The sequence below is a fragment of the Acinetobacter sp. 766875 genome, assembly GCF_000582055.1.
Lineage (GTDB): Bacteria > Pseudomonadota > Gammaproteobacteria > Pseudomonadales > Moraxellaceae > Acinetobacter > Acinetobacter nosocomialis.
The window spans coordinates 20,119-42,721 of record NZ_JEXX01000016.1; the positions used below are offsets into that span (position 1 = coordinate 20,119).

21 protein-coding genes are annotated in these 22,603 nt (G+C 38.6%); 8 read left to right on the top strand and 13 right to left on the bottom strand.

Annotated elements, in window-relative coordinates; all coding sequences use genetic code 11:
* Positions 1-143 precede the first annotated feature (143 nt).
* The 4 genes from J576_RS13330 to J576_RS13345 are packed head-to-tail and all read right to left on the bottom strand — an operon-like array spanning position 144 to position 3,067.
* Positions 144-581: a 2-amino-4-hydroxy-6-hydroxymethyldihydropteridine diphosphokinase gene (locus J576_RS13330; RefSeq protein WP_002049298.1), complete on the bottom strand. Its 438-nt coding sequence runs from the start codon at positions 579-581 to the stop codon at positions 144-146.
* On the bottom strand, positions 538-918 hold the full coding sequence (gene folB, locus J576_RS13335) for a dihydroneopterin aldolase (protein ID WP_002049220.1): 381 nt from the start codon (positions 916-918) through the stop codon (positions 538-540). Before folB ends, J576_RS13330 begins: the two co-directional genes overlap by 44 nt.
* 15 nt (positions 919-933) lie before the next feature.
* Positions 934-2,232: an ABC1 kinase family protein gene (locus J576_RS13340; RefSeq protein WP_002049079.1), complete on the bottom strand. Its 1,299-nt coding sequence runs from the start codon at positions 2,230-2,232 to the stop codon at positions 934-936.
* A 58-nt stretch (positions 2,233-2,290) separates the two neighbouring features.
* The gene (locus J576_RS13345; RefSeq protein WP_002049236.1) at positions 2,291-3,067 is read right to left on the bottom strand and encodes a HesA/MoeB/ThiF family protein; all 777 of its coding nucleotides are present in this window, start codon (positions 3,065-3,067) and stop codon (positions 2,291-2,293) included.
* A gap of 169 nt (positions 3,068-3,236) precedes the next feature.
* Here J576_RS13345 and J576_RS13350 point away from each other — a divergent pair, with 169 nt between their 5' ends.
* A complete protein-coding gene (locus J576_RS13350) occupies positions 3,237-3,815 on the top strand; it encodes a flavin reductase family protein (RefSeq protein WP_002049089.1) in 579 nt (192 codons plus the stop codon).
* Positions 3,816-3,859: 44 nt separating this feature from the next.
* Here the strand turns inward: J576_RS13350 and J576_RS13355 are convergent, their stop codons facing one another.
* From J576_RS13355 to J576_RS13365, 3 genes are all read right to left on the bottom strand, one after another.
* A complete protein-coding gene (locus J576_RS13355) occupies positions 3,860-5,503 on the bottom strand; it encodes an AMP-binding protein (RefSeq protein WP_002049335.1) in 1,644 nt (547 codons plus the stop codon).
* Positions 5,504-5,723: 220 nt separating this feature from the next.
* Positions 5,724-6,860 carry an acyl-CoA dehydrogenase family protein gene (locus J576_RS13360; RefSeq protein ID WP_000602467.1) on the bottom strand — a complete coding sequence of 379 codons (1,137 nt, stop codon included), beginning with the start codon at positions 6,858-6,860 and terminating at the stop codon, positions 5,724-5,726.
* A gap of 18 nt (positions 6,861-6,878) precedes the next feature.
* Positions 6,879-7,649 (bottom strand): 3-hydroxyacyl-CoA dehydrogenase, encoded by a 771-nt coding sequence (locus tag J576_RS13365; RefSeq protein ID WP_002049321.1) that lies wholly within the window; start codon positions 7,647-7,649, stop codon positions 6,879-6,881.
* Positions 7,650-7,815: 166 nt separating this feature from the next.
* Between J576_RS13365 and J576_RS13370 the strand changes: the two genes are divergently transcribed.
* The 3 genes from J576_RS13370 to J576_RS13380 all read left to right on the top strand — a co-directional run bounded on the left by J576_RS13370 (position 7,816) and on the right by J576_RS13380 (position 10,901).
* The gene (locus J576_RS13370) at positions 7,816-8,841 is read left to right on the top strand and encodes an AraC family transcriptional regulator (RefSeq protein ID WP_002049325.1); all 1,026 of its coding nucleotides are present in this window, start codon (positions 7,816-7,818) and stop codon (positions 8,839-8,841) included.
* 242 nt (positions 8,842-9,083) lie between these two features.
* The gene (locus tag J576_RS13375) at positions 9,084-10,058 is read left to right on the top strand and encodes an aliphatic sulfonate ABC transporter substrate-binding protein (RefSeq protein ID WP_002049177.1); all 975 of its coding nucleotides are present in this window, start codon (positions 9,084-9,086) and stop codon (positions 10,056-10,058) included.
* Positions 10,059-10,061: 3 nt separating this feature from the next.
* A complete protein-coding gene (locus J576_RS13380; protein ID WP_002049132.1) occupies positions 10,062-10,901 on the top strand; it encodes an ABC transporter permease in 840 nt (279 codons plus the stop codon).
* Positions 10,902-10,903: 2 nt separating this feature from the next.
* Here J576_RS13380 and prmC read toward each other — a convergent pair whose 3' ends face one another.
* On the bottom strand, positions 10,904-11,719 hold the full coding sequence (gene prmC / locus J576_RS13385) for a peptide chain release factor N(5)-glutamine methyltransferase (protein ID WP_002049331.1): 816 nt from the start codon (positions 11,717-11,719) through the stop codon (positions 10,904-10,906).
* Positions 11,719-12,807 (bottom strand): peptide chain release factor 1, encoded by a 1,089-nt coding sequence (gene prfA, locus J576_RS13390; protein WP_033855629.1) that lies wholly within the window; start codon positions 12,805-12,807, stop codon positions 11,719-11,721. Before prfA ends, prmC begins: the two co-directional genes overlap by 1 nt.
* A gap of 398 nt (positions 12,808-13,205) precedes the next feature.
* Here prfA and J576_RS13395 point away from each other — a divergent pair, with 398 nt between their 5' ends.
* The 4 genes from J576_RS13395 (at position 13,206) to J576_RS13410 (ending at position 16,208) form a co-directional block, all read left to right on the top strand.
* Positions 13,206-13,625 (top strand): glycine zipper domain-containing protein, encoded by a 420-nt coding sequence (locus J576_RS13395; RefSeq protein ID WP_002049123.1) that lies wholly within the window; start codon positions 13,206-13,208, stop codon positions 13,623-13,625.
* 235 nt (positions 13,626-13,860) lie between these two features.
* Complete coding sequence (locus J576_RS13400) at positions 13,861-14,358, top strand: hypothetical protein (RefSeq protein ID WP_033855630.1); 498 nt, start codon at positions 13,861-13,863, stop codon at positions 14,356-14,358.
* 134 nt (positions 14,359-14,492) lie between these two features.
* The gene (locus J576_RS13405; protein ID WP_002049066.1) at positions 14,493-15,497 is read left to right on the top strand and encodes an LLM class flavin-dependent oxidoreductase; all 1,005 of its coding nucleotides are present in this window, start codon (positions 14,493-14,495) and stop codon (positions 15,495-15,497) included.
* Positions 15,498-15,644: 147 nt separating this feature from the next.
* The gene (locus tag J576_RS13410; protein WP_002049112.1) at positions 15,645-16,208 is read left to right on the top strand and encodes an NAD(P)/FAD-dependent oxidoreductase; all 564 of its coding nucleotides are present in this window, start codon (positions 15,645-15,647) and stop codon (positions 16,206-16,208) included.
* 42 nt (positions 16,209-16,250) lie between these two features.
* Here J576_RS13410 and pgaD read toward each other — a convergent pair whose 3' ends face one another.
* The 4 genes from pgaD to pgaA are packed head-to-tail and all read right to left on the bottom strand — an operon-like array spanning position 16,251 to position 22,226.
* Positions 16,251-16,715: a poly-beta-1,6-N-acetyl-D-glucosamine biosynthesis protein PgaD gene (gene pgaD, locus J576_RS13415; protein ID WP_002049238.1), complete on the bottom strand. Its 465-nt coding sequence runs from the start codon at positions 16,713-16,715 to the stop codon at positions 16,251-16,253.
* Positions 16,712-17,959: a poly-beta-1,6-N-acetyl-D-glucosamine synthase gene (gene pgaC, locus J576_RS13420; protein WP_002049144.1), complete on the bottom strand. Its 1,248-nt coding sequence runs from the start codon at positions 17,957-17,959 to the stop codon at positions 16,712-16,714. Before pgaC ends, pgaD begins: the two co-directional genes overlap by 4 nt.
* Positions 17,959-19,788 carry a poly-beta-1,6-N-acetyl-D-glucosamine N-deacetylase PgaB gene (gene pgaB / locus J576_RS13425; RefSeq protein ID WP_002049294.1) on the bottom strand — a complete coding sequence of 610 codons (1,830 nt, stop codon included), beginning with the start codon at positions 19,786-19,788 and terminating at the stop codon, positions 17,959-17,961. Before pgaB ends, pgaC begins: the two co-directional genes overlap by 1 nt.
* The gene (gene pgaA / locus J576_RS13430) at positions 19,788-22,226 is read right to left on the bottom strand and encodes a poly-beta-1,6 N-acetyl-D-glucosamine export porin PgaA (RefSeq protein ID WP_002049192.1); all 2,439 of its coding nucleotides are present in this window, start codon (positions 22,224-22,226) and stop codon (positions 19,788-19,790) included. Before pgaA ends, pgaB begins: the two co-directional genes overlap by 1 nt.
* Positions 22,227-22,603 lie beyond the last annotated feature (377 nt).

Here is a 22,603-nt window from a genome sequence, read left to right on the forward strand (position 1 = left end):
GCATTTGAGAATTTATAAGCATCTTTATTGTCCTGAAGTAACACTAATTTAGTGGATTTCAGTATCGGTAAAATGCTCGTAAATTCTCTATTGAGGAACTCAAAGGCCGCGTAAATTTTGCGTAAAATTTAGTTTGAAAGACCTTAAAATTTAAAATTAACAACTGGGTAAAGCGTACTATCAGCCTTTAGTCTTTCACAATGCCAAAGTTCATATAAAGGAATTTTTACATCGAGTGCCAAAGGTAATTTTTTAGAATTAAATTGCATATGATCCAGATCATTTCCCCATGCAATCAAATCTACATCTAAAGAAATATGATGCGATGGTCGAACACGTCCAGAATCTGACTCAAGTTTCTTTAAAAAAGATTCAATTTGTTCAGATGATAAAGTGCTTTTTAATAGACATGCTGAATTCCAGTAATCATCTCCAATACCATCTCGGCATGGAATTTGATAAACAGATGAAAACTGCACTTTCCCCAAAGTTGCTAATTGCGTATACGCAAAAGTAAAGTGTTGTGCTGCGTCTAAATTACTCGCTAGGGCGAGTGCAAAAATTGTTTCTGGTGCGTTCAAGACGAATTCCTACAGCATTAGCTTCTGCAATGATGGCTGGCTTACGGATGGTTATGGTAATTTTTTCAATTGTTGGAAAGTTTTCAAATAAACATTGCAAAACTAGATGAGCTGCGTGCTCGATTAACTCAGGTTTGGCTTGCTGAATGGTTTGAGCCGATAACTCACAAATCTGGGCATAGTTGAGTGTGTCCTCAAGCTTGTCAGACGCTGCAGCTCGGCTCAAATCATTATGGATGGTTAAATCCAACATTAAAGGTTGAATGATTTGTCTTTCCCAGTTAAAACAGCCAATCACTGTCTCAACCTTCAAGCCTTCAATAATAATGGCATCCATAAATTTAAACTGACCTTAGTGCTTTAACAACGAAGCAGGTTCCATATTTTGAACCATTTTCAAACGTTGGTCTGCATAAATATCAGTATATGGTGCGAGTACGCGCATAAAACGATCGAAATAAAGCATTTGCTTAAATAACAAGGCAAAATCTCGAGGGAATTTAATACCGTGGCGTTCACCTACACCCACCATATCCATCATAATGTCGTTTAAATCGGCAGGATTAGTAGACAGAATCTGCTGTGGATCGGCCATTAATACGCCATTAAACAAACGCTCTAAATCTTGAGCTAAAACCTGAACATCGACCTTGTTATGGGTCATACCCATTTTGAGCATATTTTCAGCCATAGCCTGATAATCAGTCTTTTGCAAAGCATCCATAAACGCGATACATGCTGTCCAGACTTCTGGTTTTAACTGACCCACAATACCGAAATCGATAAAACCAATTCGGCCATCTTCAAGCAACATTAGATTTCCAGCATGTAAGTCAGCGTGGAAACTCTTACAGAGCATAAGACTACCAAACCATGTATTCATGGCAGTAATGAGTACTTGTGACGGATCTTTAGCATATTGTTTCACGACACTAAAATCTGTCAAAGACACACCATATAAACGCTGCATGGTCAAAACACGGCGTGTAGAAAACTGATGATAAACTTTAGGGGCTGTCGCAGCTTGGTTTTGTGAAATATTTAAATATTCCACAAAGTCATCTAAGTTCTGGGCTTCCTCAATGAAATCGACTTCACGCACCATACGAGTTTTAATTTCATCAACAATGTCAGAAAGAGCAGCAAACTTGATTTTAGGGACTGCACGTTCAAGCAGCTTTGCAGCCCAATGCACCACATTTAAGTCAGTGTATAAAATAGTTTCTACGCCAGGTTTTTGTACTTTGATAACGACATCTTCACCTGTCGTTAGTTTAGCTGCGTGAACCTGAGCAATTGAAGCAGAAGCTAAAGGTTTTTCATCGATATAACTAAAAATCTCGCTTAAATCACGCCCTTCAAATTCAGAGACAAGTACGCCTTGAATATAGCTAAATGGCAGAGTTGGAGTCTGATCCAAACAACCTTGAAATTCTTCTACATATTCACGTGGGAATAGCGATGGTGTACTCGCGATAAACTGACCAAGCTTAATATATGTTGAGCCAAGCGACTCAAAAGTCTCACGCATGAGTTTGGCATTACTTGGCTTATCAGTTGCGTACTTAATACCAGCTTTAGCCGCAACCACTGCGGTTTCACCGATACGGGCAACTGAGCGCAATCCATCAAATAAAATATTTTTTTTCATATTTCTTTAGAACCAGAATATTCGTCTCAAGTGTAGCAAATTTTGCCTTATTTGCTGATTAGCTTGCCTGACAAAGTGGACAATTTATATCTTTATCAAAATTAACAATACGTTGTGACATATTTAATCCATCCCAAAGTAACAGTTTTTGTTTCAGAGGAGTGCGATTACGCCCTAAATAAAGTAAAGTGTGATGTGCTTGTAATGACGCTATCATTACAGGAGTCGTTGCAAGCACTCCTGACTCTGCACAGCGAAGGCCTTCATTGTCATGCTGTTCTTTTGGAAATAAACATTCATAACAAGCTGAATCACCTTCAACCATAAACATTTGCGCCTGAAAGCCAATTGCAGAAGCACTAATTAATGCGACCTGATGCTTTTTACAAGCACTATTCACTAAATAGCGAGTTGTAAAGTTATCACAGCCATCTAAAACGACGTCTTGGTGTTCAACAAGTCTATCAATGTTATGTTCGTCTAAACGTTCATTAAAGTATTCAACACAGATATAAGGGTTAATTTTCTGTAACCGTTTTGCTAGAACTTCAGCTTTATAGCGACCAATATCTTCATGACCAAACGCAATTTGTCGTTGTAAATTACTTATCTCAATGGTATCTGCATCAATGAGTGTAATTTTTCCAACTCCTGCTCGTGCAAGTAGTTCTGCACTGCTACAGCCTATGCCACCAGCACCCACAATCAGCACATTGGCAAGTTTGAGTTTTTCCTGAGCTTCAATATCCCATCCATCAAGTAAAATCTGACGGCTATAGAGATGCATTTCTTCATCACTTAACTCTACAAAATCGATATCTTGAAGCTCGGTCACACGTTAATCCTTTCACTTAGAAGCCAAGTGATTTTATGACTAAGTTCGTCATTAGGAAAGCTATAAAATGGAAACAACTTTTTTATTCAGTTAACTCCCCATTACATTACTTCTCACACGCTTTCTGCAACAATAGAACAATCCATTTTCTGTATTACTTAGGCTAAATATGTCCCAATCATATATTGCACCTGTAGAGTTAGAAAAAGCTTATCGTTTATTAAACCATGGCCCAACTGTCCTTGTATCGGCGCAACATGGTGATGACCGCAATGTAATGGCTGCCGCATGGGCATGTGCCTTAGAGTTTAAGCCTGCTAAAGTGACCGTCGTTTTAGATAAAAGTACGAAAACTCGACAGCTTATTGAGCAAAGTGGTTACTTCACCCTACAAGTTCCTTGCTATGCACAGCTCAATATGACCAAGCAACTTGGCACTATTAGTAAATTAGATGACCCACACAAACTTGAACACTGCGGGGTTGAGCTGTTTTATCAAAAAGATCTGACCAGTCCACTTGTATCAGGTTGTATCGCATGGCTGGTTTGTAAACTTATTCCAGAACCGCATAATCAGTCAGCTCATGACCTATTTATTGGTTCTGTTGTAGGTGCATGGGCAGATAGTCGCGTTTTTAGAGATGGGCACTGGCATTTTCAAGATGCACCAAAAGAACTTCGTAGCCTGCACTATATTGCTGGTGGAACATTTTATTTAATTGGCGAGGAAGTGAAAGCCGATCTTTAATATAAAGAATAAAGGGAAATTCTAAATATTTCCCTTTGTTCAAATTAGCTTGCGTAGGCTTGCTGCATTTTTGCAATTTCTTGCTGCTTCAACAGTCCTCTTTGAATTTTTCCGCTCGTGGTTTTCGGTAGACTGTCCACAAACTCAATTTCTTTTGGATAAGCATGACGAGATAAACGGTTACGAACATATTGCTGTAACTTATCTTTTAATGTTTCACACGCTTGATAAGCTGGCTTAAGTACCACAAAAGCTTTTACTATTTCAGTTCGTTCCGGATCTGGCTTACCAATTACTGCTGACTCTAATACCGCCTCACACTCTAATAAAGTACTTTCAACATCAAATGGTCCCACTCTATAGCCTGATGTTGTAATGACATCGTCAGCACGCCCTACAAAATCAATGCCCCCATGTTCATTTAAAGTGACCGTGTCACCTGTTAAATAATACTTACCAACAAAGGCTTTGCGATTATTACCACCATAACCTTTAAACCACATCAATGGAGATTGCTCCGAGTCCATTGCCAAAATACCAATACCACCTGTTGGCAATTCTTGATAATTTTGGTCTAACACCGCAAAACGATGTCCAGGAATTGCGAAACCAGCTGAACCTACTTTTAATGGATGCTCAAGCGCATGATGATTTGCAATCACCATCCCTAGCTCAGTTTGGCCATATTGATCAAAAATATTGACCTCTAAATCTTGCTTAAACCAGTTCACAACCTCAGGAGTTAATGGCTCACCTGCACTGCTGACTACGCGTAAATGTTGTTTAATTGAAGGGTCAAATTTTTCCTTAAATCCAAAGAACATACGAAATGCTGTTGGCGAACCAGTTAAATTACTTATTTTATATTTTTTTATTAACTCTATTGCCTGATCTACATTAAATGAGCGCTCATCCATAATAATGCTATGCCCCAAGCTTAAAGGCCCGGTAATGCCATAATACAAGCCATACGCCCAGCCCGGATCTGCCAAATTCCAAAACATGTCATCTTCACGCAAATCGACAGCATGGGTCATATAACCTTTAAATGCCAAAATTGCTTTTAGTGGAACGGGTACAGATTTCGCAAGTCCAGTTGTACCAGAGGTAAACATCATTAAAAAGTCATCTTCAAAGCTACGATTTACTGGCTCACATTGCTTAGAATAGCGCTGTAAAGATTGCCAAAAATCGAAGTCATGCTCAGACAAAGGACCAGTCTGATGAACAGTGACAATAACCGGAACATTCAAAGTATTCAGTTTAGGGCGCTGTTCATCATTGGTCACAATCAATTTAGTTTGAGCAGTCGTAATACGGTGATCAATCGATTTTGCTTCAAAGGCAGTAAATAAAGGCTGATAAATAGCGCCTATACGCCACGTTGCCAAAATTGTAATTAATAACTCAGGCGTTCTTGGTAGAAGTCCTGCAATACAATCTCCAGCTTGAATTCCTTGTGCTTTAAAGAAGTTGGCAAGTTTTCCAGAAAGCTCAGCAAGTTGTTCGAACGTATAGTGCTCTGTCTGTCCGTTTTTTCCTTCCCAAATAAGCGCTGTTTTATTTTTTCCTATATAACGCTCACAGCACTCAACATAAGCATTTATTGCTTGGGGATGCCCAACAAGTTGCTCGTCAATGAGTTTTGCAAGATCAAATTGCTGATAAGCTTCTGCCAAAGTTTTCATGATGCTCACCTTCATTCCGTTTGATGATTGATTTTGTGTAAGACCACAAAATCTGTCCTGACTGTTATTGTTTTAGCTAAAGCTCGAAGAATATTTCTTCAACTTTTCCATCTATTTCAAATAAAACTAATAGCAAAAATGTATCATTTCAATTGCAAGAAACCGCACATGATGTGCGGCTTCTTGCAGTTTTAAGTTTAAAAACTCAATACTTTATGACCTAAACTTGAGCCACTTCGCGAGCAATCACCAAACGTTGAATATCTGAAGCACCTTCATAAATCTGGCTTACACGGACATCCCGATAAATTCTCTCAACAGGAAAATCACTGACGTAGCCATAACCGCCATGAATCTGGATGGCATCCGAACATACTCGCTCAGCCATAGTTGATGCAAAGAGTTTCGCCATTGAGGCTTCTTTTAAACAAGGTAGCCCCGCATCTTTTAAAGTTGCCGCGTGCAAAACTAGCTGATGTGCCGCTTCAATTTGGGTTGCCATATCGGCTAAGCGAAAACCAACCGCCTGATGCTGAACCAGCTCTACACCGAAGGCCTTACGCTCGTTTGCATATTGCACGGCAGCATCAAAAGCAGCTCTTGCCATACCAACAGATTGAGCCGCAATACCAATACGACCGGCCGCTAAATTAGATAGTGCAATTTTATAACCCTCTCCCTCTTGTCCCACCAAATTTTCTAAAGGAATTCGGCAGTCTTCAAGCGTAATGGTTGCGGTGTCCGAAGCATGTTGACCCATTTTGTCTTCAATACGAGTGACCAAGTAACCTTGTGTATTCGTAGGTACAAGAAAGCACGAAATGCCTTTTTTGCCAGCCTGTTTATCTGTAACCGCAAACACCAAAGCCACTTGGGCATTTTTACCGCTGGTAATAAACTGCTTTACACCATTGAGCACCCAATGGTCGCCATCTCGCTCGGCTTTACATAAAATCGCGCTCGCATCGGAACCGACATGTGGCTCAGTTAAACAAAAGCACCCCAGCCATTCGCCAGAGGCAAACTTTGGCAAATAGGTTTGTTTTTGCTGCTCTGAACCGTATGCCAGTGTAATACCGCAAATCAAAGAGTTTTGTACGCTGACGATTGTCGAAATGGCACCATCGCCTGCAGCAATTTCTTCAATTGCGAGTACCAAAGATACATAATCCATTCCAGCACCGCCCCATTCATCGGGCACAGTCATCCCCATAGCGCCTAGGGCGCCTAAGTCTTTTAATTCTTGAGCCGGAAATTCATGAGTCTTATCGCGATGTGCAGCAGTTGGTTTTAACTGATTTTGCGCATAGTTACGCATCATCTCCTGAACCATACTTTGTTCAGCATTTAGAATCATTTCAACATCCTTAATTTATTATTTTGCTGCCATACGAATTGCACCATCTAAACGAATGACTTCACCATTTAAATATGAGTTTTCAGCAATATGGGCAACCAAACGAGCAAACTCTTCTGGTTTTCCTAAACGAGATGGATACGGAACCATTTGCCCCAGAGCATCTTGTACATTTTGTGGCATACCCTTAAGCATTGGAGTTTCCATAATTCCCGGTGCAATGGTCATAATACGAATGGCATGTCGCGCTAGCTCACGAGCGATCGGCAAAGTCATCGCCACAATAGCGCCTTTTGATGCAGAATAAGCTGCTTGTCCGATTTGACCGTCAAATGCTGCAACAGAAGCAGTGTTAACAATGATGCCACGGTCCTCTTCACCTTCTTCAACTGTATTTTTGCTCATGGCATCTGCTGCAAAACGCAGCATGTTAAATGTACCTGTGACATTAATACTTAAAGTCTTTGCAAATAATCCCAAGTCATGAACACCCTCACGGCCAACTACTTTTGCAGAAGGGCCAATACCTGCACAGTTAACCAAACCATGCAAATGATCATGTTTAACCAACACATCTTTAAAGAACTGTTCAGCAGCAACTTCATCGGTTACATCAAGTTTTACAAAGTCAGCTTTTGACCCTAGCTGTTTTGCTTGCTGCTCACCTGCTTCTACATTCATGTCAACCAACGTGACTGAGGCACCCTGCTTTACCAAATACTCAGCCGTTGCAGCTCCTAAACCAGAGCCGCCACCTGTAATCACAAAATGTTTTCCTTGAATTTTCATTATGTAACGTCCTATAGAAATGTTCTTTAACCTTAGTAGTGAGAGTAAAAGTTGTTTTTTTCCGATACAATTTCAAAAAACCTCAAAATGCTTGCAGCTTTTGATCAATCCAAATTTTGAATATGAAATATTTCACTTGAAATACGTAAAAAAATGAGTCTTTGACATGGTTGTCCAATCTTCTTTAAGTAAAGGAACAATTTCGATTGCACTGGTACATGAAGCATTAAGTGCGGCTTATGCCAAAGGGCTAAATACTCAAATTATTTTGAATAAAGCTGGTATTCCTACTGAATTACTCATGACATCCAAAGCGCGTGTTCCAGTAGCAACGTATGCACAATTATGGATAGAACTTGCCAATGCCATGAACGACGAGTTTTTTGGTATGGATAGCCACCCTATGCGCCGTGGCAGCTATAAATTACTTACAAAACTCGTCAGTACGGCTGAAACTTTAGAAAAGGCTCTCTACGATATTTTGAATTTTTTTAATTTTGTGCTTGATGATATTCGTGGAGAGTTAATTCGAGAACAAGAAAAAGCTTATTTGGTCATTCGTGATCGTGAACAACCTAAACGTATGTTTACTTACGCAACCTTTTTAATGTTAGTACATGGGCTTATGTGTTGGCTGGTAGATCAACGAATTGGCTTAAACCGTATTACGGTACGTTGTCCAAAACCGAACGATATTCAAGATTATTTGGTACGCTTTTGTGAAGATATACAATTTAATGCCGAGACAAATCAGATTGAATTTGATGCCCACTATTTAGATATTAAAATTAAAAAAGATAAAAAAGCGCTTTATGATTTTTTAGAACAAACTCCGCAAAATCTTTTAGTTCGCTTTAAAAATGAAAATGCCTTGAGCGTTCTTATTCGTCGTCATTTATTAAAGCTTCACCCTGCTCAATGGCCCGAACTCAAAGATGTGGCACAGCAACTCAATATTTCTGAAGCTACTGTTCAACGTCGCCTCAAACATGAAGGTGTGAGTTATCAACAAATTAAAAATGAAATTCGTTGTGATATTGCAATTGAACGTTTAAGCAAAAGCAATGATTCAATACAAGACATTAGTGAAGACTTAAATTTCCATGACCCGAGTGCTTTTCACCGTGCATTTAAAAAATGGACAGGTGTTAGCCCCGGTGCTTATCGAGATAATTTAACCACACACAAGTAATAAAAATGGACTTAACGAAGCTTGAGTTCTAGACTTAAACTTATGATATTTATGTATTTTAAATTCAATATTTTAGATAAATGCATCATTCAAAGCTTAATAACATTCATAAAAACAGAGATTTATAATTTTATTCAAACTTTTATCTTTCAAACTGATTTACAAATCAAAATAACTAAGTTTATAGACCACTCAACACGTGAAAGGATGATCCATTATTTTATTTCGGTTCTATTTTTATCATGTCTTTAAAATCAAAATTTTCTCTACCAAAGACTTTATTAGCATCAACATTGGGGTTCGTATTTGCTTCATCTACTTTTGCAGCAATTCCGACTACACTTAAACTTGATTACGCTTACTACGCACCAACCAGTCTGGTAGTAAAAGATCAAAAACTTCTCGAAAAAGCACTACCCAATACCCAAATTAAATGGGTTTTTAGTCAAGGTAGTAATCGTTCATTAGAATATCTCAATAGTAACAGCATCGATTTTGCTTCTACCGCTGGATTAGCTGCGGTATTAAGCCGAGCGAATGGTAGTCCAATTAAAACAGTTTATGTACAAAGCCAACCGGAGTGGACAGCCCTTGTTGTCTCAAAAAACTCACCAATTAAAAGCCTAAAAGATTTAAAAGGTAAGAAAATTGCAGCCACTAAAGGAACAGATCCTTTCTTATTTACACTACAAGCATTAGAAACCGTAGGCTTAAGTAAACGCGATGTACAATTGGTTCATTTACAACACCCAGACGGTAAAACTGCATTAGAGCGTGGTCAAGTAGATGCTTGGGCTGGACTTGATCCATTAATGGCTTCAGCTCAAATTCAATCGGGCGCGAAATTACTTTATCGTAATGTTGGATTTAATAGCTATAGTGTATTGAGCGTTAAAGAAGACTTTGCAAAGCAAAGCCCTGAAGCGGTAGAAGCTGTGATTAAAGCCTACGAACAAGCTAGAAAATGGGCAAAAGCCAATCCAGATAAAGTAGCAGCACTTTTAGCACAAGAGTCCAAACTCCCTCTACCTGTGGCTAAACTACAACTGAGCCGGACCAACTTTGATCAAAGCATCCCATCAGCAACTCAATCACAAGCACTAAAACGTTCTGGGAAAATTTTGACTGAAGAAGACTTAGTCAGAAAAGGAACCAATGTCAATCAAGTGGTTGATCAGTTATTAGATCCACGTTTTGCTCAAAAAGTCGTGAAATAGTATATGAGTGATTCACTTAACAAAGCTGAGCTAAATCATTTCCTAGCTCAGCAGGCTTTAAAATCTCAGAAAAAGCATCTAAACAACAAATTTACACGGTGGTTTAAAGCGCTACTCATTCCACTCATTTTTTTAGTGGGTTGTGAGTTTTTAGTCAGAAATGGCTATATCAATGCTTATCTGCTCCCTGCACCTTCGAGTTTATGGCAATCTTTTTTAGATTTAGCTCAAAGCGACCTGTTTGCCCATATTTATATTAGTACATGGCGTGTTCTATTCGGTTTTATCATAGGAAGTGGTTTAGGTTTAATTTTTGCGATTTGGGTTGGATTAAGTAAAGAGGCAGAAGCATATTTAGAACCGACCTTTTCAGCAATTAAATCGATCCCAAGTCTTGCTTGGATTCCACTGTTATTGCTTTGGTTAGGAATCGATGAAGGGTCAAAAATTACGCTTATTGCAATCGGAGCATTTTTTCCAACTTATACCAATACCGTTGCAGCAATTCATAATGTAGATAAAAAGCTCATTGAAGTTGGAAAAGTTTATCGGCTCAATGCTTTTCAACGTGTTTTGTCTATTATTTTACCGGCAGCATCTCCGGGCATTTTAACGGGTTTACGTAACAGCTTAAGCTTGTCTTGGATGTTTATGATTGCAGCTGAACTGATTGCAGCCACACAAGGGATTGGCTATTTACTCAGTGATGGCCGAGAAACGTCTCGACCGGATATTGTTATCATTGCAATTATTTTATTGGCACTATTGGGTAAAATAACCGATAGCTTAATGAAACTTATAGAAAACTGGTTATTACGTTGGCGTGATACGCTACAAAAATAACTTTAAATCCAGCGTGCCAAAGTGACTCGATCATTTTGGCCATAATCTTGAATGGTTTTTATCTCACTAAAACCACGCTCTGTGAAAATGCCTCGAACAGCTTGCCCCTGATCATAACCATGTTCAAGTACAATCCACCCTTGAGGTTTTAACCAGTTTTTCCCTTGAGCAATAATAATTTCAATATCAGCCAATCCCTGATGGTCTGCAACCAACGCACGGCGCGGCTCTGTTGCCAAAGCTTGCATGTGTTCATCTTCAGGGTCAATGTATGGCGGATTAGAAACAATTAAATCAAATTGTTGTAGCTCTAATGCTTCAAACCAAGCACCGCAAGCAAATTTCACATGTTGCAAGCCATGTGTTTGTGCATTTTCTTTTGCAACTTCTAACGTAGGCGCATAAATATCTGTTGCTGTTACCTGCCAGTTCGGACGTTCACTTGCCAATGCAAGCGCAATTGCACCTGTCCCCGTTCCCAAATCCACAATATTTGCATTCTTTGGCAAATTTAGATTTAAAACAGTTTCAACTAAAACCTCAGTATCAGGTCGTGGTACTAAAGTATCTGACGTTACTTTTAAATCGAGCGTCCAAAATGGTTGCGAACCTGTCACATAGGCTAAAGGTTCACCATTTTGAATACGCTCAAGGCCAACCAAGTAGTCTTGCTCTTGCTGAGCCGTTAGCTCTTGCTCAAGTCGAAACTTTAATTCGAGTGAATTGATTTTTAGAAAATGCTCAAGCAACCAAGCATTTTCTTGTCGTTCATAACTGTCAGGCTCACCACGAATTGCAAGCGCTTGAGCAATATTCATTAGCCGCCATTTTCCTGTGCAAGCATCGCAAGCTGATCTGCCTGATATTCACGATGTAAGCTATCGAGCAATTCAGTTAAATCACCTTCCATAATGGCATCTAACTTATATAAAGTTAGGTTAATACGGTGATCTGTCATACGCCCTTGTGGGTAGTTATAAGTACGGATACGTTCAGAACGGTCGCCAGAACCGACCAAATCACGGCGCATTTCAGAAGTCGCTGCATCAGCTGCTGCGCGTTTTGCATTTTCTAAACGCGATACTAACAATGCCATCGCTTTAGCTTTGTTCTTATGCTGTGAACGTTCTTCTTGGCACTCAACGACTGTACCCGTTGGAATGTGAGTAATACGCACTGCCGAATCGGTTTTGTTAATGTGCTGACCACCCGCACCTGACGCACGGTAAGTATCAATACGCAAATCTGCCGGGTTAATTTCAACGTTAGTATCAACATCAATTTCAGGCAGAATTGCCACTGTAAAAGCCGATGTATGTACACGACCCTGTGATTCAGTTGCTGGCACACGTTGTACACGATGTGCGCCACTTTCAAACTTCAAACGTCCATATACGCCATCACCATCTACACGGCAAATGACTTCCTTAAAGCCGCCATGCTCACCTTCATTTTCAGAAAGGACTTCAATACGCCAACCTTGTGTCTCGGCATACTTGCTGTACATGCGGAACAAATCGCCTGAGAAAATTGCAGCTTCATCACCGCCCGTCCCTGCACGAATTTCTAAATACGCAGCATTAGAGTCATTTGGATCTTTTGGAATCATCAAAATATTGAGCTGGCTTTCTAATTCTTCAAGCAATGCTTTATTTGCTTGAATTTCTTCTTCTGCCATATCTTTAAAGTCGGGGTCCGACTTCATCATTTCAGCAGTTTCAATGTCTTCTTCTGCTTGACGGTATTTGCCCCAAACTTCTGTAATTTCAGTTAAATCACTATGTTCACGAGACAGTTTACGGAAACGTTTGTTATCGGAAATCACTTCAGCATCTGCAAGCAATGCGGTAAGTTCTTCATGACGATCACAGAGTTGATCAAGTCGTAAACGGAGTGACGCTTTCATAAGAGGAAATATCTCAAAAGTCCAAAAAACTTATCTAGATAAATATAAGAAGATAAGCCAAATCATAAAAATAGCGCATAGTTTACAGATTATGCTGATTAAATGACATATGTAATCCTTTAATTCCTGAACTTTAAAAAGACCTTCTTTTCATCTGTAAACCTATTAAATTATATATTGTCCCTCTCAAACACTTATGACTTACGTTCACTAATTTTTATTGTTCAGTTTTTAGATAAGATTGATGGTTTTCCATCCTGTTTTAATAGAAAGCATACAAAGAAGACACTAAACTCTAATAATCGAGTGATGGTTCTCCACATTTGAAGTGAAGTGTTTTGTTACATTTGCCGTAACGAAAGATATAAGGTCCTGCAACTTGGGACATGGAGTAAATGATGAAATTAAATACTTTATTATGTAGTGCTGTTTTAGCTACTTCTATGATGACTGTAGCACATGCAGACAACACAACTCACGTAGCAGCTGCTTCTGCTTTAGGTAGTGTTGCTGGTACTGCAATTGGTAAAAGCATGGGTGGTACATCTGGCGCAACAATTGGTGCTGCTTTAGGTGGTGCTGGTGGTGCAGCAGTTGCTAGTGATCGTCGTCACCGTACAGAATCTGCAATTGGCGGTGGTTTAGGCGGTGGCGCTGGTTATACTGTTGGTAAAAGCATGGGTGGTACAAACGGTGGATACATCGGTGCTGCTTTAGGTGCGGCAGGTGGTGGTGCTTTAGGTAATAAAATTTCTAAAGACCGCGATTATGATCGATCTTCTAAACACTGGAAGAAAAAACACCGTCATCACCACTAATCACAGTGAAGACATAGACTTAAAAACACCTTCGGGTGTTTTTTTATAGGCAAAATTTTGCCCGCTCCCGATATATTGTTCATGATTTATTCACATCTTAATATAAACCATACAAAGCAGACACAAAACTATCGTATCAGCATGGCCCTTCTCCATAATTTTCACGAAATTTTTAATTACATTTAGCTCAAGATATAAAGATTGCTCTTCAGCAAAATGAGCATGGAGTTCCAAAATGAAAATGAATATTTGGTTAACAAGTGCATTAATCGCAACAACCTCTATGGTGTCAGTTGCACATGCAGATAATGGTACCCGTGTAGCGGCAACTTCTGCTCTAGGTAGTGTAGTAGGTACAGCAATTGGTAAAAGTATCGGTGGTACATCTGGCGCAACAATTGGTGCTGCTTTAGGTGGTGCTGGTGGTGCAGCTGCAGCAAGTGACCGTCGTAACCGTACAGAAGCTGCTATTGGTGGTGCTTTAGGCGGTGGTGCTGGTTATACCGTTGGTAAAAACATGGGTGGTACAAATGGTGGATACATCGGTGCAGCAGTGGGTGCAGCTGGTGGTTCTGCTTTAGGTCGTAAAGTTGGCCAAGATCGTAACTATGATGAACGTTATGACCGTCGATACGATAGTAGTTATGATCGTGATGACCGCCGCTATTACAATGATCGCGCTTACTATCGTCATGATAATGGCTTACACCGTGGTTGGTATAAACACCACTAATTGGTACACAGATATTAAAAAGCACCCTAGCGGTGCTTTTTTATTTGGGAGTGAAATTTATATCGAAAAAAACCGATATACATCACCCCATTTATATCGTATTATTTCGATATAACGTTTTTTGAGAATATCGCATGCGATCACTTCAAGACACCAAATTTTCAATTTTGGAACTTGCTCCCATACGTGATGATAAAACAATCGAGTTTTCATTACGTCATGCATTAGAGCTCGCCCAACATGCAGAAAAATTAGGTTATGACCGTTTTTGGCTTGCAGAACATCATAATATGGATGGAATTGCGAGTTCAGCAACAGCTGTTTTACTTGGTTTTATCGCGGCTCATACCCAGCGCATTCGTTTAGGTTCAGGTGGTATCATGCTACCAAACCATGCACCCTTAGTAGTAGCAGAACAATTCGGTACGTTAGCAACCTTATATCCAAATCGTATTGAGTTAGGTTTAGGTCGTGCCCCCGGCACAGATCAGGTCACTATGCGTGCCTTACGTCGCGGGCATCAGGAAACGGAAGATCAGTTCCCAAGAGATGTTGTTGAGATTTTGCAATATTTTAAAGCGCCTCAACCCGGCCAAAGAATTATTGCCACTCCTGGACAAAATACTCATGTGCCTGTCTGGTTATTAGGTTCAAGCTTATTTAGCGCGCAATTGGCTGCGAAACTAGGATTACCCTATTCATTTGCATCGCATTTTGCACCACGCATGCTTGGTCAAGCGATCGAACTTTATCGTGAAAATTTCGAACCTTCTGAATATTTGGACAAGCCTTATGTTTCAATGGGTGTACCTGTTGTGGTTGCCAATACAGATGAAGAAGCTCAGTTCCTAGCAACAAGCGCATACCAACGTGTTTTAGGATTAATTCGTGGTGAAAGTTTGAAACTGAAGCCACCGGTTAATTCAATGCAAGGACTATGGAACACAGCAGAACAACTTTCAGTTGAAAATTTCTATACGATGGCACAAATCGGTTCAGCTGAAACAGTACGTTCAGGTTTAGAAAAGCTTTTGGCTACTTATGAAGTCGATGAGTTTATTTTTACTTGTGACGTCTATGATATAAATAAACGTTTAGACAGCTTTACTCAATTAATGCAATTAAAATCAAACAATTAATATATACACAAAGTCTCATGCTTGAATCAGTTTCAAGCATGAGATAACCACCTATCTGAAAATACTTTACCCAAACTACTTGCTTGGTTATTTATATTAAAACGATAAAAAATCATCATAAATGAAAACCAAAAGGACTTTTGGAAAATGAGTATTGAACTTAAAAATAATGTTGCCAAATCAGCTACTTTTCAAAATTCAGTTCAGGATTTTGACGCCTTTACTGGTCAAATTCTTTTATCAAATACAATTAAAGAAAATGATTTTTCAAATTTAAATGTAGCGATTATTGGAACAGATCAGGAAACGGTAACGCAATTAGAAAAAATCTGCCAACAAGCAAAATTTGTAACTGTATTTCAAATTACGCCGCATTTTATTTTGCCTCATAGTCAAATCGGCATACACCGTCTCATTACCCACCCGCTTATTGCTAAAAATAGGAGGTTATTTAACAATCGTGTAAAAAGTATCTTAGCTCTACGTTTTCTTGAAACCCAAGTCAATGAAACATGGCTCAAACGCCTTTTGACACCTAATACTGCAAAAGCCAATAAAACATTTTTTAAATCTGATAGCTACTATGCTGCGCTGCAAAGACCAAATTGCAAACTACAAACTTGGCCAATTGTAAAAGTTACCGCTACAGCCATTTATAGTATGGATGGTACTCAACGCCCTGTAGATATCATTATTAGAACTACACCTTAAAAATAAAAAAAAGCATGGTTGATAGACCATGCTTTTTTTTACTCATTTCAAATCATATCGAGTTAAATATCCCTGATCATCATAATGTAAGATGATGCGCTGAGACTTTTGTAACTCTGATAATGACTCGGTACTGACCATAAATTGTGAAGCCAATAACTCAACAGGACTATTCGGAGCTTTGCTGCGGCGATCATCACCATGAAATCTAAGCCAGTTATAACTCGCCCATAAAATCAAGACCAAAGCACTTACGGATATTAAAAGAAGTAAATGGAGGACTGTATTGACCTCAGAAATATGATCTACCCATACATAGTCATAGATGAGATGCCCTTCATAAAACCATAAAAATAATGAAACCAGTGGGAAAAACAGCCACATTAAACAAAACCAGCCTACTGTTTGCAAAGTATAGTTTGCGGTTTTATTTTTCACATATTTAGGCTGATCAATATATTCTGGGATATCTAAAACTTCTATGTCATTATTTTCTTTATTTTTCATGAGTTATCTCCTCGAAAGCCTCGGTCAGGACTTACCCAACGAGCACGCTTTTTGGTATTAAATATAGTTTTAGGGACTGCAACTACACTAGTAAATAACGTCAGTAGCCAGAAAAATAATGGATACCAAATTACCCAAAAATAATTTCTAAAAAGACGTCCACGGTCATAACGATGATCTATCCATAAACTTACTAAAAATTGGATGAGGCATGTTCCACCCAATATCACGCCATACCATTGGGGCATGAGTGAATTAATCTGCCACTGCTGAGGTAAATCAATAAAAAGTCCGATTAAGAAAAGCAAGAAAATAAATATCATTACATAAGACCAGACAATACTGACTAAAGCTTCAAGCATAACTGGCCACATACGGCGTAAACGGATTTTGAACATTTTTGGAATATATTCCAATAAGACTTCTACCCCACCTTGTGCCCAGCGTAAACGCTGCTTCCAAAGGCCTTTAAAAGTTTCAGGCATATAGATATAACAAAGTGCTTGAGGAATATATTGAATATCCCAATGGTCCATCTGAAGCTTCCAAGAGATATCAATATCTTCAGTAATTTTGTCATCAGACCAAAATCCAACACGGACTAAAGCAGTTTTTCTAAATGCAACAATTACACCCGATACTGTAAAAATACGACCATACGTACGCTGCGCCCGCTTAATCAATCCAATAATTGAAGAAAACTCACCAACCTGTAATTTCCCTAATATACTTGAACGGTTGAGAATTCTAGGATTTCCAGTGACGGCTCCAATACGAGGAAATTTTAGAAATGGCTGCATAAGCCAAAGTACAGCATGAGGATGTAGTAAAGCATCTCCATCAATACAAACTAAATATTCGTATTTACTTACTAAAACCCCCGATCTTAAAGCCACTGCCTTACCTTGGTTTTCCGCTAAGTGCACGACCCTTAATCGAGTATCCTGAGCTGCCAACTCATCAAGAATTTCTGCAGTTCTGTCACTACTACCATCATTAACAGCAATCACTTCAAAATTTGGATATTTTGTTTGTAAGGCATAACGAATAGTTTGCCTTACCTGAGCTTCTTCGTTAAAACAAGGAATAATAATGCTGCACCCTTCATTTGAAGGCTCAGGTAACTGCTGTTCATGGTATTCTCTTTTAAAGAAAAACCAGAGGCCACCTACCATCCATGTCCACGCCATAAGCAAAGGATATAAAAAGGCAAAAGCAAATAGAATATCGAGTAATACTCTCATTACTTTTTCCCCTCAGTTGCTAAACCGACGAAGGGTTTATACATGACCGAACTCGAATTCAAGCTCATTGGGTTATATAAATACTCATGAACATTTTTTGAATTTTCAAAGGTATAACCTTCAAGCCCAAATTTCTGAATACCTGTTCGCTGAATATCGAAAAGACTTTGTTTCACCTCTTGCCAAGCATTTTTCTGATCATTTTCTGGTAATGTTACAGTCAGCATAATTCGTTGCTTGTATTTCGCATCAAGTGTATTTAAAAGTTCTAAGACATGTTTAAATTGTTTCTGCTTACCCACAACATTAAATTTTAGATTCACTAAATCATGTTGGGTTAACAGTGATTTTAAAAGCGCTGGCAATTGATCGATATGCTCTAAGTCAGGTGTAAGCAGCAGACTAAACTGGGCCTGATTACTCATATTCAAATAAGGCCTTGCAGCTTTTTGAGTCAGTTGACTCAGTTGTGATAATTGCTTTACTTGTTCAACACAGTTACTTTCTTTTATCGTTGCACTTTGCATAGCACAATTTAAAGCAGTTCCGGCATTAAGTTGAATACCACTTAAATTGCTATTAAGACGTGCCATATCTTTAGCTAAATCTGCCACCAAAAACGGTTTATTTTTTTGAGGATATACAGGTAACTCTAAAATGACCGCTTGTCCTGCACGAGTCTGTGCCTGCCATAGACTACGGTTTAAGATATCTTGTTTAACTGGCATTTGAGTTGTTGGGAAATAAGCAACGTCATATTGCCCATCTCCATCTTGATCATCTAAAGGCTTCAATATCAGCGTATTGTTTTTTAAGCTATAAAGTTTGGATAACAATGCCCCTAATTTTTCATCTGACTGAATATTGGTTGAAGCAGCTAATTGCTTTAAATCCATACTCACAAAATGTTTTGGCTGTTTATATAAATCTTTCTCTGCAGAGTTCAAGATATTGAGTAAGGTCTCAGACAACTGTTCAGCTGTAGAGTTATCCACCATAAGACTACGTTTAAAGGTAACGTCATTAATCTGATTTACCCCATCACGTCCTAAACTAAAAGAAAAAGTAAAACCTGCCTGTTGAGCTAGTTTTTCTAACTGCTGATTGACCGCACCATACGGCCATACAATTGCTTTCGGCTCTACACCCAATTCCTTTTTTAAAACATCATGAGATTTTTTTAAATCTTTTAAAATACGCTGCTGATATTCCACATCCGTTTCATAACGCGCTTGTGATTTTAAATACATATAAGAAGTTGCTGCGGGTTGTTCATTCCCTTGAGGGTTAGCAAGCACACCATGATGCAAATCATCACTGTGACTCGCAAACTCAGCTAAGCCAGAAGCCTGCATTTCTCGTACTTGCTTCCAATTCACCAAGTTCCCTTGTCCATAGGCTTCATAGCCAGCTTTTGTATTACCATTTAGCCAACTGGTTGGGAGTGCAAAAACTGCCGGAATCTGATATTGCTTAAGCAATGGAAATATACGGCTGTAGCTACTTAAAGCACCATCATCAAAGGTTAACAAAATAGCATTATGAGGTAGTTCTTTACCTTGCTTACGAGCCTCTTCAATATCTTTCAGGCGAATTGGCTTCCAGTCAGATTGACTCAACCAGTCAAAGAATTGCGCTAAATTTTTAGTTTGAATTGCATAAATATCCCGATCGCCCTCTTTTAAAACATCATCTCTGACATCATGAAAAGTTAAAGAAACCGTATGATTTTTTGGTAAATCTTTTTCTATTTGGGCATATGTAAATTGCAGAGGTAACAATGTTGAAGCTAAAGCACAGCTCAACATTTTCGAAAATAAATTATTCATTAAAAACGCCCTTCAAATCCGAAAATACCATAGGTATGCTGTTCATCATGTCCATCGTAAGGATGGTATTGCCAACCAATTCCATAATTGAGTTGCCATGTACGTGATAGCTGCCATTGATGTTGATATTGCAAAGAATAGGTTGGCTTAGTGGAATAATCGGCTTGTTTATAAAGCCCCACTCCAGCCTCGAAATGCTGTTTAAATGAACGCTCATATTCACGCCAAGTCACCCAGTCATGGCTTAAGTTCAACTCCGCGCTGTAATGCGAACTTGGGCTAAAATAAGTAGTTTGATCTTGGCTATTACTGCCATAAAAACCACGAACAGTGCCATAAGTAATGTGATGCGGCGCCGCAAATAGTCTTTCACGCCAAAAAGTTGAAAATTCTTGTTGTTTATTACCATCACTGATATCAGTCAGACCGTAACTTGCGCCAATTTGACGTGATTCATCTTTTTGCCATGTCAAAGCAGCTCGGTAAGACTGGCCATCTTCTCCCGCATCAATTGCCTGTAGAGGGATGTCAGCCTGGCTGTTATATTGCAATTGATAGTGCCAGTGATCGTTTAACCACTGAGACCAATCAAGACGAACACCTGCTTGTCCGCCATCTGTACTTTGCGACAAGATCGCAGACAATGCCTTACGATTAGCTTGCCATTCGGCCCCGACACCATAGCGCTGGTTATGCACGTCACCAAAATTGTATTCACCATAACGATCTTGATGCCAAGCAAATAAACGATAATTATCCTTAATCCAAGGGCTATTAAGACGTGTTTCCATTTCACGGTCTTTTAAACCATTCTGCCCACTTACAGTATCACTATTGTCGGCCTTACTTTGGCCCCAAGTAGTTGAGTGTGAAATTGTGGCTCTATTACGATCATCCAACTCTTTGCGGCTTTTTATGACACCACTATCATCAGGATAATATTGCACTAAGTTTTGAGTGGTTTTCCGCCATGTCGGAATATCACCTAAAGCTTGAGCATTCTGCATTTCATTAATGCGAGTGTCTTTAGCAATCGGATCTATACCATTTAACCGGGAAATTGTTTTTTTTGCCTCTAGCGGTTTTTCTCTCCACCGTTCTACACGCGCAAGATTATTAATCAGGCTCTCATTCGCAGGTGCTTGCTCGACTGTTTTTTGAAAGTGCTGTTCAGCTTGATCCAGGTGATTAGCGTAGGCTAAATGCATCCCTTTTAAAGCAATATAATCATCACGATCAGGATGGCTTGTTTTATCTACCCCCTTCGCCTGACTATATTTATAAGTCGGAATAAGGTGATCAACTTTTGCCAAAAGCTGTTCAGCTTCCTTATATTTTTCCTGTTCAATATAGGAATAATACAATCCGGTATAGACGATCATATCCGGATAATTTTTTTCGTTTAGAAGAGTCTTATAAGCAAATTCAGCTTGCTTCGGCTTCTGCTCCGCCAAATAACTATCAGCAATTGCATGACGTACATATGCCGGTAATTTTTCGAGTGGAATATTCAACTGGGTGAAATTCTCTATAACCGCTTTTGAACGCCCTCTAAAATCTAGCGCATACAAATAATCGTAGTGAAACCTTAAATAGTTAGGGTTGTTTGGTGACATTTGCTGTTGTATTTTTTGCCCTTGGTCTAACACAGCATCTAATTCAGCATAGCTTTCTGCATCTGATAAGCCTTGGCGATTTAAGTATTTATAGCGGGCAATTGCATTATTGACATGCTGAGAAAACTCACTAACTTGTAAAGTCTGCTGTAACTGCTCAGTTTGCTGATTTTTTACGTTTACTTGAAGTAATTGCTGGGCTTTTTTATATGCCCCAATAGCAGCCAAGTCATAAACATACTCTTGCAAAACAGCTGAAGACTTAGAATTTTGCTGATAAGCTTGTTCAATTGTAGCTAAGGCCTCTATGGGCAAATTTATTAAACGATAAGCATATGCAACCTGTACCAACTGATCAGTATTTAAACCTTTAATGTTGATATTTGATAACTGAGTTTTAGCATTCGTTGAGTCCTGAGCTTCAGCATATAAAACCGATAGTAAGGTACGCCCATCGACTGATTTTTGAATATTAAGTTTATTTGACCAATCAATTGCTGTTTGAAAATGTTTAAAATCACGAAAATTTCGAATTAAAGGTAACTTTGCATATTCAGGAAAATTCACATAATTAATATTTTCTAAAAAATTGGAAAAATTCGTCAGATCCTTTTTTTCACTTGACATAACAATTAAATAATCAGCAAGCAATTTTTGATCATACGGATAATGTTTTAACAATTGATCGAGTTGAGAAACAGCCTGTTGAGTTTGGCCTGCTCTATAATTTTGAACAGCTTGCTCACGCAGTACATCAACTTGAGCTGCGTATAAATGAATTGGTAAGAGATATACCAATGAAAAAACACATTTTTTTAGCATTTTGATAATCGGATAGTCCCATATCGAGATGGGAAATTATAGTTAAAAATGTGAACTGCATCACAATAACTAAATAACAAGCGATAGAATTAACAAATGGAAAATGTGTAGAAAAAAAGTATTTGTTTATTTAAAAAATAATTAAAAACAACTATTTATTAAAATATAGATTATTATTTTATATACATTTCTTTTCAAAAAGCTTATTTTATCTCACAAACTCCCTATAAAAAATTTACACGCTGATAACTAATCAGAAACTATTTATTAACTTAGCGTTTTATATTTAAAACTTTTATTTTCAATATGTATTAAAAATAAAAACCATTCAATTCCAATATATTAATATTATTCAAATTGAATGGTTTAAATAAATG